This window comes from Aliivibrio sp. SR45-2, assembly GCF_963890165.1.
GTDB lineage: Bacteria > Pseudomonadota > Gammaproteobacteria > Enterobacterales > Vibrionaceae > Aliivibrio > Aliivibrio salmonicida.
Window position 1 is genome coordinate 1 of the sequence record NZ_CAWPRC010000148.1, and the last position, 14,060, is coordinate 14,060.

The window sequence follows — 14,060 nt, forward strand, 5'->3', positions numbered from 1 at the left end:
CACGGCGCCTTTACCTGATGATCGCATTGAGCGACGTATCAATAATACCTGCCGCCGTCTACTTACCTCTCCTGGTCAAGTTAGCAGTGGTGAAATAAAAAGTGCTCTCCATTCAATGCAAGCGTTAGTCGAGCACTACTTTGCATTTAAAAATCATAATCGACATACACAACATCGAATTCATGATGATCTCTTCTTTGGCCAAAAAACCGAAGGTATCTCATTAACCCAATTTATTAATCAAAACAAAAGCAAACAAACCAAACTATTACTGCTTGGTTTACTTAATACGTATTTAAGAGCAAAAGGACCGAATGTCCTCAAACCATCAGCTCGACCTCTAATGATAGTGGAAGATCCCGAGGGGCGATTACACCCAACCCAACTAATACAAGCATGGACATTGCTTAATCATATTCCCATGCAAAAAATATTAACAACAAACAGCAGCGAGCTACTGAGTACCGTTCCCCTTTGCTCGATACGTCGTTTGGTTCGAGAATCTGACTCCACCTCTTGCTATTCAGTCTCTCCGACCTGTCTTTCTAAAGACGATTTACGTCGAATTACTTTCCATGTCCGATTCCAACGATCAAATGCCTTATTCGCTCGTTGTTGGTTACTAGTTGAAGGGGAAACTGAAGTTTGGTTGTTTAATGAAATGGCACGAATTTTAGGTTATAACTTGGCAGCAGAAGGCATTCAAATCATCGAATTTGCACAATCAGGATTAAAGTCACTCATAAAAATCGCAAAAACCTTACACATTGAATGGCATGTAGTGACCGATGGTGATCCCGCAGGGAAAAAATACGCGTTTGCGGTAAAAAGTCAGTTAGATAATGAACACCAACGTCACCGTTTAACGGAGCTTCCACATAAAGACATTGAACATTATTTATATCACCATGGTTTTGAGCCCTTATTTAGAGAGCTTTCAAATACATCGGTAGATCAACCTGTGCCGCCTAAAAAAATCATTATAAAAACACTAAAAAAATACGCTAAGCCTGATTTAGCCTTGGCGATAGTGCAATACTGTGAAGATAATGGACCCGAAAGTATTCCACTCCTTCTACGTTGGACACTAAAACGAACATTAACCATGGCAAAAGGCCAAGGCTAATGTTCGTTTTATAAGAAACAAAAAACGCCAACAACTTCTCAGTTATTGGCGTTTATTTATTGATAAGATGTCGTGTTATTTATTGCGACGAGCAGTGACTGCATTCGCAAGTTGATGAAGTACTGTTTCTGTATCATCCCAACCAATACAAGCATCAGTAATAGATTGGCCGTAAGTTTCAACTTTGCCATTAACAAGATCTTGACGACCTTCCACTAGGTGACTTTCAATCATCACACCAAAAACAGCGTCTTCACCGCCAGAGATTTGGCCACAAACATCATCCGAAACAATCATCTGACGCTTAAAGTCTTTTGAGCTATTAGCATGACTGAAATCAATCATCACTTTCTCAGGTAAACCAGATGCCGCAAGTTGCTCTTTAACTGGTTTTACATGTGCAGCGCTGTAATTTGGCTCTTTACCACCACGTAAGATGATATGGCAATCAGGGTTACCCGCGGTTTCAATAATCGCAGAATGACCGTATTTAGTTACTGATAAGAAATGGTGAGAAGACCCAGCAGAGCGAATCGCATCTGTTGCTATCTTGATATTACCATCAGTACCATTTTTAAAACCAACAGGACAAGACAGGCCAGAAGACAATTCACGGTGAACTTGTGATTCTGTTGTACGAGCACCAATCGCTCCCCAACTGATTAAATCAGCCATGTACTGTGGTGTGATCATATCAAGAAACTCACCCGCGGTTGGCAGTCCCATATCAGTAAGATCAAGCAAGAGCTTACGTCCCATACGAAGGCCATCATTCAGTTTAAATGAATCATCCATGTATGGGTCGTTAATTAGACCTTTCCAACCAACGGTTGTACGAGGTTTTTCAAAATAAACACGCATAACAATTTCAAGGCGATCGCCTAATTCATCACGCAATGTTTTTAACTTAGCGCCATATTCTAGTGCGGCTTCAGTATCATGAATTGAACACGGACCAATAATAACAAGTAGACGGTCATCGTCACCTTGTAGAATATTATGAATTGATTGACGAGATTCAAACACCGTCTTAGCAGCCGTATCTGTCGCAGGAAATTTTTCTAAAATCGCAACAGGGGGTAAAAGTTCTTTTACTTTGTTAATTCGTACATCATCAGTTTGATACATTATTATGCTTCCGTCTATTTATGCAGCATATACTCTGTATACTGCATGTTTATTCTCCATCCTGTTAACGTAACGTGTCTTCTTCTGTTGTGCAATGGTTAATTTAATATAAATAAGTCTCTCAGTTAAGATTTAACCTCAAGTGTACATAACACCCAATATTGTTTAAAATTCATCCACCAAAAAAGATTCACTTCTTTAGCCTTATGAATATGTTAGAGTAAGTTTAAGAACTAAGAAAAAGGATGTATTGTGAGCCGTCAAAATACACAGACTAACTCCGTGATTACTTTTAAACACGTAGAAAAGTATTATGATCAATTCCATGCTTTAAAAAACATTAACCTCTCTATCGCTCAAGGCGAAAAAGTGGTTATATGCGGCCCTTCTGGTTCTGGTAAATCCACTCTGATCCGCTGTATTAATACGCTAGAATCCATTGAATCTGGAGAGTTATCTGTTTTTGGTCAACCCGTGTCAACAAAGCAGCAGTCTAAAGGTCAAATTGGCATGGTGTTTCAACATTTCAATTTATTCCCACATTTAACGGTATTAGAAAATCTGACACTAGCACCCATCAAAACCTTAAAACTCTCTAAAGCTGAAGCCAATAAACGTGCCTTGCATTATTTAGAGCGCGTTAACATTGCAGAGCAGGCGAATAAATTCCCCTCTCAGCTCTCGGGTGGTCAGCAGCAACGTGTCGCCATTGCTCGCTCATTGTGCATGGAACCGAAAATTCTGTTATTTGATGAACCAACTTCCGCGTTAGATCCTGAAATGATCAGTGAAGTCTTAGATGTTATGTCAAATCTGGCAAAAGACGGCATGACCATGGTCTGCGTTACTCATGAAATGGGATTTGCTAAAAAAGTGGCTGACCGTGTTGTTTTTATGGATGAAGGTGAGATTATTGAAATCGCCGAACCAAATGAATTTTTTGAACACCCAAAACATCATCGTACTCAAACTTTTTTAAACCAAATCTTGAGCTACTAATATGCGCAACTTTATCAACATATTGCAGCCCGTATTTTCCGCTTTACTCCAAATCGCCTTTATTACTCTTGGATTATTCTGGGTATTAAATAGCGGAGCTGAAGCCATGAATTATCAGTGGCAATGGGACCGAGTACCTGATTTCCTCCTTTTTTACGAAGACGGTGAATGGTTTCCAGCTGAATTAATCGAAGGCTTATTGGTTACGTTACAAATCTCAGGGTTAAGCGCAATAGCAACCTTCGTGATTGCCCTTATTACGGCCTTATTACGCTTATCTGATTCTGTCGTTGGCCGCTCATTGGCCAAAGGTTATATTGAGTTAATTCGAAATACGCCCTTATTGGTGCAAATCTATTTACTTTATTTTGTATTTGGCCCTTATTTAGGATTAGAACGATTCTCTACGGCTATCCTTGCTTTAGCTCTATTTCAAGGGGCTTATACCGCAGAGATTTTACGCTCTGGTTTGGTCAATTTACCTAAAGGGCAATTTGAAGCCTGCCGCTCGCTTGGTTTATCTTCTTTTAATAGCTATCGATACATTATTCTTCCTCAAGTGATTCAAAAAACCTTACCTTCACTCACTAATGAATTAGTTTCTTTAGTAAAAAACTCTTCTATAGTCAGTGTGATGGCGATTTTTGATTTAACAACGGAAGGACGAAACATTGTCGCAGATACCGCAATGCCATTCGAAATTTGGTTCAGTGTCGCCGCTATCTATTTATTAGTTACACTCAGTCTCTCAGGGTTATCTGCCTGGTTAGAGCATAAAATGCATAATTCACATTAATGGAGAACACACAGCATGAAGCGAATATTATTATCTTTTGTTAGCCTATGCCTACTTTTTAGTAGCTCGGCCTTTTCAGAATCAATGACACCCAATGTAGATAAGATAAAAGAACGTGGCACACTTAAAGTAGGTCTCAGTACTTTTGTCCCTTGGGCTATGCGTGATACGCAGGGTAATTTGATCGGTTTTGAAGTCGATGTTGCGAAACGCCTTGCTAAAGACTCTGGCTTAGACATTGTTTTCATACCTACAGCATGGGATGGCATTATTCCTTCTCTGATCTCAGGGAAATTCGATGTGATCATTGGTGGATTAACCATTACTGATGAACGAGCAAAAAGTGTTTTATTTACGACTCCTTATTCACACTCTGGAGTACAAGTTGCTGCAAATAAAAAATTAACGGAAGGCTTTACTCGTGAGCAATTCAATTCTCGCCGTGTAAAAATTGCCGTTCGTCGTGGTGCAGTTACCGTTGCCGCCGTTAGAGAAAGCTTCCCTAAAGCAAAAGTCCTTCAATTTGATGATGATGCTCAAGCGTTTCAAGAAGTATTAAATGGCAATGCTCATGCGGTTGCAGCTTCAACACCAAAACCAGAGTTTGATGCTATCAAATATTCTGATGTGCTTTACCTTCCTTTCAAAGAGCGCCTTTCTGAAGGAAATGAAGCTTTTGCTGTACGTTTAGGCGAAGATGATAAAAAAGCATTTTTTGACCAATGGATTAAAGACCGAACTGAAGATGGTTGGTTAAAAGAACGCTACGATTATTGGTTTACTAGCCTAGATTGGCAGTCACAAATAGCGAACTAATGCCAATGCAGCAAAGTAAACATTTTTCACTAAATCGATTAGATTGGATACTACTGGCCATTGTTGCTGGTAGTGTCTCATGGTTATTTCTCAAAGACAGTGGATCATTGACCTACCATTGGCAATGGTCCAAAGCCATTTCTTTACTCTTTACCAGTAAATCTGATGGCTCTCTGCCTTATTTTTTTGATGGGATAATTTCTACATTACGTTTAACGTTTTGGGGAATGCTCTTTGCTATGTTGTTTGGTACTTTATTGGGATTGGGCCGTCGCTCTAACATCACATTTATTCGTGCCCTTTCGAACAGTTATATACAACTGATTCGAAATATTCCTCCCCTTGTTTTTATTTTCATCTTTTACTTTTTTATTGCTAATCAACTTGTGCCTTTATTTGGTTTAGAGCATCTATTACGAGAGCACAGTGGCAATATTAACCCACTTCAGTCCGTTCTATTCGGCCCAGCATCTTTATGGGAAAATCTAATCTCAGGGGTACTTTGTATTGGAATGATCTCTGCTGCTTATATCGGCGAAGTGGTTCGTTCAGGATTAGACGCAATACCAAAAGGACAGCATGAGGCAGCAAGAAGTTTAGGCTTATCAACGTGGCATCGTTATCGCTATATTATTGCACCCCAAGTGTTTAAAGTGATCATCCCTCCTCTTGCAGGTCAGTGTATTTCGTTAGTGAAAGACTCTTCTATTATATCTCTAATATCGATACAAGAATTAACCTTTGTTGGTACTGAAATTGCGAACTCAAGCGGAATGATCTTTGAAATTTGGATCGTGGTTGCTCTCTGTTATTTCATTCTTTGTTTTAGCTTATCTCGCCTGTTTTCGTATTGGGAATCAACAACAGAAAAAGCTCAGGGCTAACCTGAGCTTTTATCTACACCATAATCAACATTTATTGTTATACCGTAAATTTATCCATGATTTTTTCTTGCCTGTTTACGAGTTCTACCTGTTCATTAATCGCTTTTCCTGCGTTTTTAGAAGCGTCATGCACAACAATAGAGAGATCTTTAATGTTCACCGTTTTACCATTTATCTCTTCTGCAACATGGCTTTGCTCTTCTGCTGCGGATGCGATGTGAATATTCATGTCATTGATCAGTTGTATTGTTTCTCTGATCTTTCCTAATGCATTTGCTGTCTGCTTCGCAGTTTCAACAGTTGACTCTGCACTATCTTGACTGCTCGACATCGCAGAAGAGACTCTAGACGCCCCTGATTGTAATTGCTCAATCATTGTCGCTATTTCAGTGGTTGATTGCTGTGTGCGCTTTGCAAGCGTTCTGACTTCATCTGCCACAACCGCAAAACCACGCCCTGCCTCACCCGCTCGTGCTGATTCTATCGCCGCATTCAATGCTAATAAATTGGTTTGTTCCGCAATATCATTAATCACTCGTAAGATAGTACCAATGCTATCCGTTGCTTTCTCTAAGCTCTCAACCTCAACTACCGCTTGATTGATATTCGTTGATAGCCCATGAATGGCTTCAGTAGTTTGTCCAACGACACTCATGCCATGCTCTGTCGCGATATCAGCCTGTTTAGCAAATTCGGCAGCACTCTGTACATTATTGGCGACATCAACCGACGTTGCCGCCATTTCATTCATTGCCGTAGCCAGTTGCTCAAGCTCCATCATCTGTGTATTCATCGCATTAGACGACTCTTGCGCCCCTGCTGAAATTTGCTCTGTACTTTGCATTAACTGATGGCTTAATTGTTTTGTTTCTGTCACCTGAGTTTGTAAATTAATAACAAATTGATTAAACCCTTCCGCTAAAGGCGCAAATTCTGCATCTATCTTTGTATCAAGACGCTGAGTCAAATCCGCGTCACCTGAACTGACATTTTGAATCGCTTTATTTAAATCCTGAATAGGACGAATCAATTTTGTTATAAATACAAGCATCAACATAATAGATAAAATAATCGCAATCACAGAGTAAATCACCGAACTATTTCGTAATTCATTCACGTATTCAAATACTTTATTTTGGTTCAGAACAACACCAACAGACCAATTTTGCCCTTGAATTGGCGTAAAATCGATGTTGTAAGGAATTCCCTCTATTTCTATTTTTTGTATTCCTTCACGAAGACTCACTTTTGGTAAGAACGATGACATGCCTTTGCCATTAAATTTACGGTTAGGATGCGCAATGACCGTTCCATCGTTATCAACGATAAATAAATAACCAGCATCAAACAAGGTCACCTGATTAACTAACTCAGCTAACGAACCTAAACTTAAATCAAAGAATATTGCACCAGAAAAAACGCCATTTTCTTTCACTGGCGTTCCAACTGAAACCAATATTTGCCCCGTTGCCGCGTCTTCATAAGGAGCCGTGATAATAGTTTTTCCTTGCTGCTTTGCCGCTTTATACCAACTACGCGTCTTAGGATCATAATTCACAGGTTTCCACGATGGATCATTACTCATAAAGTCACGGCCATCTTCAAATCCAATTCCTGCTAAAATAAACGCTTGTTTCATTTGCGGCTGATTTAATACCTTCTCAATACCTGTCTCACTCGAATCACTCTCTATCATTCGAGTGGCATACTCTGCTAGTAATGTCTTACCTGAAAGTTCAGAACTAACCGTATTGCGCACCCCATTTACAATTTCTAAAATACTTGATTCAACCTGACTCTCTACTTCTTGTTTCATATTGATGTATTGAACGGTACTTAAAACAGCGAGGGTTCCTGTCATTATTAGCGAAAATGCCGCGATTATTTTATGTCTAAACTTCATTAATATTTCCTATATACAGCAATTAAATAGTAGGTATAAAAAATATCATCGCATTACCTTATTTATGCGGTCAAAGTTACATTAACAATTTTGCAACAGCTGTCTCACTATTTAAAACACATAAAAAAACAGCCACTCGATTAAAGTGACTGTTTTAAATGGTTCTTTATTGACATTACTATTTATTATTCAATGGCTTGGATTTCATCGAGTTTCTTTGTATTAACAGTAAATACTCTAAAGATAAAAATAGTATTCATCATTGATAAGACGACTTCACATACAGAAAAAACGAAAGAGAGCGCTGTAGATTTCAAACCAATTAATGCAAAACCATATTCAACCGCCCACATTAAGCCTGTTGTAAAACCAAAGATAATCACTAACCCTTTAAACAGAATCCAATAGTTGTCTTTTGTCTCATGCCAACCGAGCTTAATCGAATCGATGGCCGTTTCTTTATACAATACACAATAAATTTCAGTGAATGAAAAACGTGCCATTAAATACAGTCCAGGCAAGATTAATGCGATAAAGCCCATTAATACTGCAGCGCCTAAAATCATATTCATGAGAACAAAAGAGAACCATGTTTTCGCTGGTATCTGATACAACTGTGAGAACGGTACTCGACGACCATCAAACGAATACGCAATATAAGCCAATATTGCCCCTTTATAGAAAGGATAAATAGTCAGAATAAATAGCATATAAAGTAAAAATTTACCTGACCCATCGTCTTCATTAAAACTTAAAGCGATGCCATTCGTCAGTAATGCAAAAGGCAAAACGAGAATACAAAAGGCAACAAAATGCGTTTTGAAGTAGTTAAAGCTATCCATCAATAAAACTGATAACGCTGGCATCTCTTTCTATCCCTAAATATATGTGTAAATAATAATGGTTTATTACATGAGGATAGCAAATAAAAAACAAACTAAGAAGTCGATTTTAGCTAATCACCGCTAACCTACCGCATTATGATTATTAATAGTTCGAATACACTCCCAATGAAGAATCCGACTTACTGGATTTTGAGGTGTCCTCATAGGAAAAGTAAGAGGTAATATGAGGTCTATACTTAAGTCATCGACGATATCGTTTATTCATAACGAAGAAGAGTAAACCATTGCTACTATTACTTGTGGGTTTATTGTTAGCCAACCAAAAGAGCAATAACAATTAAACGCCAATAAAATCAATAATAACGTAATGAGTACTTATTTATTGTCGATAAAAGCCGAAGATGAACTTCGGCTTATTTCATTTATTTATCGCGATTTGATAAATAGAATTCTTGAAGAATATACATACGCTTAACATCGCAATATTCTCCATTAACAAAGATTTCTTTGATTAAATGACCTTCTTCAAGAAAACCACATTTTTCATATAAATGAATCGCTTTCTCATTATTAACAGCAACATGCAAATACACTTTATGAAGATTTAGAATCGTAAATGCATAATTAAGCGCTTTATGAATCAAAGCTCTCGCATAACCACAACCCTGAAAATCCGGAGCGATAATAATTTGGAACTCAGCATTACGGTGTATTGAATTGATCTCAACCAACTCTACAAGTCCAATCGATTGTTGATCTTTATTTTCAGCAATGAAGCGACGTTCGTTACTGTCATGAATATGCTTACGAAATAAATCTTCAAGTTCATAATAAGATTCATAAGGCTCTTCGAACCAATAGGACATAATCGACCTGTTGTTATTTAACTGATGAATAAATCGAAGATCAGTTTGTTCAAGAGCGCGCAGTCGGATTTCATTATCCATTTTATTTTCCATTCACTAATAAAAATAGTACTCGCAGTGGTGATAATGTTCAGCACGGCTATTTCCAAGAAAATACCACTATTAAGTAAAAACGAAAACATATAAATAAAAATCTATCGATAGAACCACATAAAAACCTAAATTTTATTAGGTCGCTTACCTAGTGCATAAAATTATATTTACGATTAATGAATTCAAGAAGAGAGTTTATAAATAGGTTCTTCAACAATCAAGGTTACAGGCATAAAAAAACCGAGCTACATGAGCTCGGTTTTTATTATTAAATCTTATTAATTAGTCTTCACGAGGTGTGCGTGGAGCACGGCTTGCGCCTGGAGCTCGTTCGCCACGGTGACTACCACGGTGATCGCCACCTTTGTTGCGGTCAAAACGACGTTCGCCACCACGAGCTGCACCAGCACCGCCTTCGCGATTGCCACGGTAACCACCACGGCCTGCACCAGCACCAGCGTTATCACCAGCGCCACCGCCAGTACGAGGACGACGATCAATTGTTAGGTCAACGCCTTCAACAACAACCGCTTTCACTTCGTTTTGACGAATACGTAATTGCTTAAGCTTGCTTGCAACGTCAGAAGACATTTTCTTAGGAAGCTGTACGTATGTGTGACCCGGAGCAAGTTTGATTGCACCGATAGCACCTTTAGTGAAACCAAGTTCGTTAGCTAAAGCACCTACGATGTCTTTAACTTGAACGCCTTGATCACGACCAACTTCTAATTGGTACGTATCGAAATCGTCATTGTTGTATTGACGACGTTCGCCACGGTCAGGACGGTCACCACGATCATTGCGGTCACGACGCTCACCACGTTCAGGACGGTCACCACGATCACCGCGCTCAGGACGACGATTTTTCGAACGTTCTACTGCTGCGATCATTGGATCTGGACCTTTATAGAATAAAGGACGCTTACCTTGTTGACGCTTAAGAAGCATTGCTGCAATTGTTGATGCATCAACTTCTAGAGTTTCCTGAAGCTTAGTGATTAAGTCAGAGAATGCTTCTAGTGCAACGAATTCTTTATCTGCTGCTAATTCAGCACCAAGAACCGCTAGACGAGCTTCTGCAACTTGATCGCGATGTGGAAGTTCGATTTCTACCATTGAAGATTTAGTTACACGTTCAATAGTACGAAGCATACGAATTTGGTTTGTGCGAACTAAAAGAATCGCTTTACCTTTACGTCCAGCACGACCAGTACGGCCGATACGGTGGATGTAAGACTCAACATCGAATGGGATGTCGTAGTTAAATACGTGTGTAATACGAGGAACATCAAGACCACGAGCAACAACATCTGTTGCAACTAGGATATCGATAACGCCACGTTTGATATGGTCAACAGTACGCTCACGTAGAGACTGAGGAATATCACCGTGCAATGCAGCAGCTTTAAAGCCACGAGCAGATAACCAATCAGCTAGACGCTCTGTATCTTGACGAGTACGAACGAATACGATTGATGCATCAGTTTCTTCAGTTTCAAGTAGACGAGACATTGCTTCGTCTTTTTCTACGCCTTTAACAATCCAGAAGTTTTGCGTTACTTGTTCAACAGTATTGTTAGTACCAGCAACATCAACACGAGCAGGATCACGTAGGTAACGGTCAACAATTGTCTTAACCATTGGTGGCATAGTTGCAGAGAACAGGATACGTTGAGCTGTTTCTGGCGCTTTTTCAAGAATCCAAGTTACATCATCAACAAAACCCATTTTTAGCATTTCATCGGCTTCATCAAGGATGAACGTATGAACTTCGCCAAGGTTTAGACGGTCACGGTTAAGTAAATCTTTAACACGACCAGGAGTACCAACAACAATGTGTGCGCCACGGCTTAGGGCACGCATTTGATCAACGATAGAAGCACCACCGTAGATTTCTAAAACTTTAAGACCCTTGATGTTACGACCAAGATTCTTAACTTCAGCAGCAACCTGAATTGCAAGTTCACGCGTTGGAGCCATGATGATTGCTTGTGGGTTATGTTGCTTAAGGTTGATTTTGTTTAAAAGAGGCAAAGAGAAAGCAGCTGTTTTACCAGTACCTGTCTGTGCTTTACCAAGTGCATCACGACCAGCTAATAATAGAGGAATTGATTCTGCTTGGATTGGTGTTGGAGCAACAAAGCCCATTTCATCAAGAGCAGATAATAAAGTTTCTTCTAAAGCCAGTTGGCGAAATTCAGTAATAGTTTCTGACATTGGGATCCCAATAATTAATCATATAAAAACGGTCCCATTTGCTCAGCAAGTTCCATTACACACACAAGCACTCGGGACAGGACGGGTTAATCTCTTAATACAAAAGTGTATGTAAGATGATTAACTCAGGGCGCGGATAATGCCCTAATACTGCAAGAATTACCAGAAAAAATTGAGCAAGTTCACAAATTTAACTCTCTTTTCTTAGTTTAGGCAGTTTTTTGTACGCTAAACACTCTTTTTTATACATTTCAACCAAGTTTTCTAGTAATCAATTAAGTGCGATAGTAAAGTTAGCTCGTTATTTCTCTAACTATATTATGAAGGCTCATGTTTCAAGATAACCCATTACTTGCGCAATTGAAGCAGCAAATACAAGAAAAATTGCCTAAAAAAGAAGGCACAATTAAAGCAACCGACCGTGGTTTTGGCTTCTTAGAATCAGATGACAAGAAAAAAAGCGTCTTTATTCCACCAGCACAAATGAAAAAAGTGATGCATGGTGACAGAGTCATTGCTCTTATTCGTACTGAAAATGACAAAGACCAAGCAGAACCAGATCAACTTGTTGAACAATCAGTTACTCGATTTATTGGCCGCATTCAGATGTTTAAAAAACGTCTACAGGTAATGCCTGATCACCCTAGCCTAAAAAATGCAATAAAAGCAAAAACACGTAAAGGTGTAAATCCAGAAACCTTAAACGAAGGTGATTGGGTTGTTGCTGAGTTAACACAGCACCCATTAAAAGGAGATGACGGCTTTCTATGTGACATCACTCATAAGATCACTGACACCGATGACAAAATCGCGCCTTGGTGGGTAACTCTTGCTCAAAATGATTTACCAAATTCAGAACCTAAAGGCATTGAACATTGGGAAATTAAAGACGACGCTGATTTAGTTCGTGTCGATATGACCGAAACACCATTTGTAACCATTGATGGTTCATCAACCAAAGACATGGATGATGCCCTTTATATTAAAAAGCAAGACAACGGTTCTTTTGAACTGACTATTGCGATTGCTGATCCTACCGCTTATATCACTCCAGATGATGAGATGGATAAAGTGGCACGTCAGCGTGGTTACACTATTTATCTTCCTGGTCGCAATATACCAATGCTACCAAGAGATCTAAGTGATGAGCTATGTTCACTAATCGAAAATGAACAACGCCCTGCGATTTGTTGTACCGTGATTGTTGATGCAGAAGGCACTATTCAAGAAGACACCATTAACTTCTACGCTGCGACGATTAAATCTCACGCACGCTTGTCTTACGATAATGTGTCTGATTTCCTTGAAACAGGCCATTGTGAAACTTGGGCACCAAGTGAGATCATCGCTCAAGTAGTTACTGAACTGCATGAATTTGCACAAGCTCGTACTACATGGCGTCAAACGCATGCTGTTATCTTTCCTGATCGCCCAGATTATCGCTTTGAATTAAGTGAAGACAATGATGTTGTTGCGATTCATGCCGATACGCGTCGCTGCGCGAATAAGCTAGTAGAAGAAGCAATGGTTACTGCGAACATCTGTGCAGGTAAAACATTACGTAATACCTTTAACATGGGCGTATTTAACTCACATGCTGGTATTAAACTCGATAAGTTTAAAGACGTTGTTGAGATTGTAAACCAATTAGAAGGCGTTGAATTTACTGAAGAGCAAATAGCAACACTGGAAGGTTTCAGTGAACTACGCCGTCTTTTAGGTAGCCAACCGACGTCTTACCTTGATGCACGTATTCGTAAATACCAAACTTACAGCGAGACAGGTAACGAACCCCTTCCTCATTATGCAATGGGTCTTGATATCTACGCGACGTGGACATCACCAATTCGTAAATACAGCGATATGATTAACCATCGCATGCTTAAGGCTCATATTTTAGGAAAAGAACCAGTACAGCGCCCTGATGATATCGTCGGTGAAGAATTGGCCCTAAGCCGTCGTTACCATCGAATGGCTGAACGTAATGTGAGTGATTGGCTATATTGCCGAACATTGGCATGTGAAGTTGAAAAAGAGACGCAGTATACGGCTGAAATTTTTGATATTAATCGTGCAGGTATGCGTGTTCGTTTAATTGAAAATGGTGCCGCCGCTTTCATTCCCGGTTCGTTAATTGTTGATAACAAAGAACGCATTGAATGTAATGGCGATCAAGGAACGGTTTCAATCGATAAACATGAAACCTTTAAGCTTGGTGATCAACTTCAAGTTACCTTAGCTGAAGTAAAAGAAGAGACTCGTAATATAGTTGCAAAACCAGTGCAAGCCTTCCCTGCTCCTGTTGTTGAAGAAACAGAAAATCCTAGCGCTTAATTACCATTAAATAACAAAAGGCTCATACAATACAGTTCATGTAACTGTTTACC

11 protein-coding genes are annotated in these 14,060 nt (G+C 39.3%); 6 read left to right on the forward strand and 5 right to left on the reverse strand.

Annotation, left to right across the window (positions count from 1 at the left end; genetic code table 11):
- A partial coding sequence (locus AACV33_RS08415) for a DUF2813 domain-containing protein (protein ID WP_182700142.1) occupies nt 1-1,126 on the forward strand: 1,126 nt, incomplete at its 5' end.
- A gap of 75 nt (nt 1,127-1,201) precedes the next feature.
- Here AACV33_RS08415 and aroG read toward each other — a convergent pair.
- Complete coding sequence (gene aroG / locus AACV33_RS08420; protein ID WP_012551788.1) at nt 1,202-2,254, reverse strand: 3-deoxy-7-phosphoheptulonate synthase AroG; 1,053 nt, start codon at nt 2,252-2,254, stop codon at nt 1,202-1,204.
- A gap of 252 nt (nt 2,255-2,506) precedes the next feature.
- Between aroG and AACV33_RS08425 the strand changes: the two genes are divergently transcribed.
- The 4 genes from AACV33_RS08425 to AACV33_RS08440 all read left to right on the forward strand — a co-directional run bounded on the left by AACV33_RS08425 (nt 2,507) and on the right by AACV33_RS08440 (nt 5,749).
- Entirely contained in the window at nt 2,507-3,253 is a 747-nt protein-coding gene (locus AACV33_RS08425) for an amino acid ABC transporter ATP-binding protein (RefSeq protein WP_017020886.1), read from the forward strand.
- A 1-nt stretch (nt 3,254) separates the two neighbouring features.
- The gene (locus tag AACV33_RS08430) at nt 3,255-4,049 is read left to right on the forward strand and encodes an amino acid ABC transporter permease (protein ID WP_182700143.1); all 795 of its coding nucleotides are present in this window, start codon (nt 3,255-3,257) and stop codon (nt 4,047-4,049) included.
- Between the two features lie 84 nt (nt 4,050-4,133).
- Nucleotides 4,134-4,865 (forward strand): transporter substrate-binding domain-containing protein, encoded by a 732-nt coding sequence (locus AACV33_RS08435; protein ID WP_231850981.1) that lies wholly within the window; start codon nt 4,134-4,136, stop codon nt 4,863-4,865.
- Nucleotides 4,865-5,749: an amino acid ABC transporter permease gene (locus AACV33_RS08440; RefSeq protein ID WP_182700144.1), complete on the forward strand. Its 885-nt coding sequence runs from the start codon at nt 4,865-4,867 to the stop codon at nt 5,747-5,749. The genes AACV33_RS08435 and AACV33_RS08440 overlap by 1 nt, the downstream gene beginning before the upstream one ends.
- A gap of 37 nt (nt 5,750-5,786) precedes the next feature.
- Here the strand turns inward: AACV33_RS08440 and AACV33_RS08445 are convergent, their stop codons facing one another.
- The 4 genes from AACV33_RS08445 to AACV33_RS08460 all read right to left on the reverse strand — a co-directional run bounded on the left by AACV33_RS08445 (nt 5,787) and on the right by AACV33_RS08460 (nt 11,673).
- Nucleotides 5,787-7,652, reverse strand: coding sequence for a methyl-accepting chemotaxis protein (locus AACV33_RS08445; RefSeq protein ID WP_182700145.1), 1,866 nt, complete (start codon nt 7,650-7,652; stop codon nt 5,787-5,789).
- A gap of 185 nt (nt 7,653-7,837) precedes the next feature.
- Entirely contained in the window at nt 7,838-8,518 is a 681-nt protein-coding gene (locus AACV33_RS08450) for a hypothetical protein (protein WP_017020891.1), read from the reverse strand.
- A 401-nt stretch (nt 8,519-8,919) separates the two neighbouring features.
- Entirely contained in the window at nt 8,920-9,444 is a 525-nt protein-coding gene (speG, locus tag AACV33_RS08455) for a spermidine N1-acetyltransferase (RefSeq protein WP_044583561.1), read from the reverse strand.
- 294 nt (nt 9,445-9,738) lie between these two features.
- Nucleotides 9,739-11,673, reverse strand: a complete 1,935-nt coding sequence (locus AACV33_RS08460) for a DEAD/DEAH box helicase (protein ID WP_017020893.1) — start codon at nt 11,671-11,673, stop codon at nt 9,739-9,741.
- A 330-nt stretch (nt 11,674-12,003) separates the two neighbouring features.
- Here AACV33_RS08460 and AACV33_RS08465 point away from each other — a divergent pair, with 330 nt between their 5' ends.
- The gene (locus AACV33_RS08465) at nt 12,004-14,007 is read left to right on the forward strand and encodes an exoribonuclease II (RefSeq protein ID WP_182700146.1); all 2,004 of its coding nucleotides are present in this window, start codon (nt 12,004-12,006) and stop codon (nt 14,005-14,007) included.
- Nucleotides 14,008-14,060 lie beyond the last annotated feature (53 nt).

Coding starts and splice junctions, on each gene's coding strand:
- aroG (WP_012551788.1), bottom strand. CDS start 2,254: ATGTATCAAACTGATGATGTACGAATTAACAAAGTAAAAGAACTTTTA.
- AACV33_RS08430 (WP_182700143.1), top strand. CDS start 3,255: ATGCGCAACTTTATCAACATATTGCAGCCCGTATTTTCCGCTTTACTC.
- AACV33_RS08440 (WP_182700144.1), top strand. CDS start 4,865: ATGCCAATGCAGCAAAGTAAACATTTTTCACTAAATCGATTAGATTGG.
- AACV33_RS08460 (WP_017020893.1), bottom strand. CDS start 11,673: ATGTCAGAAACTATTACTGAATTTCGCCAACTGGCTTTAGAAGAAACT.
- speG (WP_044583561.1), bottom strand. CDS start 9,444: ATGGATAATGAAATCCGACTGCGCGCTCTTGAACAAACTGATCTTCGA.
- AACV33_RS08445 (WP_182700145.1), bottom strand. CDS start 7,652: ATGAAGTTTAGACATAAAATAATCGCGGCATTTTCGCTAATAATGACA.
- AACV33_RS08435 (WP_231850981.1), top strand. CDS start 4,134: ATGACACCCAATGTAGATAAGATAAAAGAACGTGGCACACTTAAAGTA.
- AACV33_RS08465 (WP_182700146.1), top strand. CDS start 12,004: ATGTTTCAAGATAACCCATTACTTGCGCAATTGAAGCAGCAAATACAA.
- AACV33_RS08450 (WP_017020891.1), bottom strand. CDS start 8,518: ATGCCAGCGTTATCAGTTTTATTGATGGATAGCTTTAACTACTTCAAA.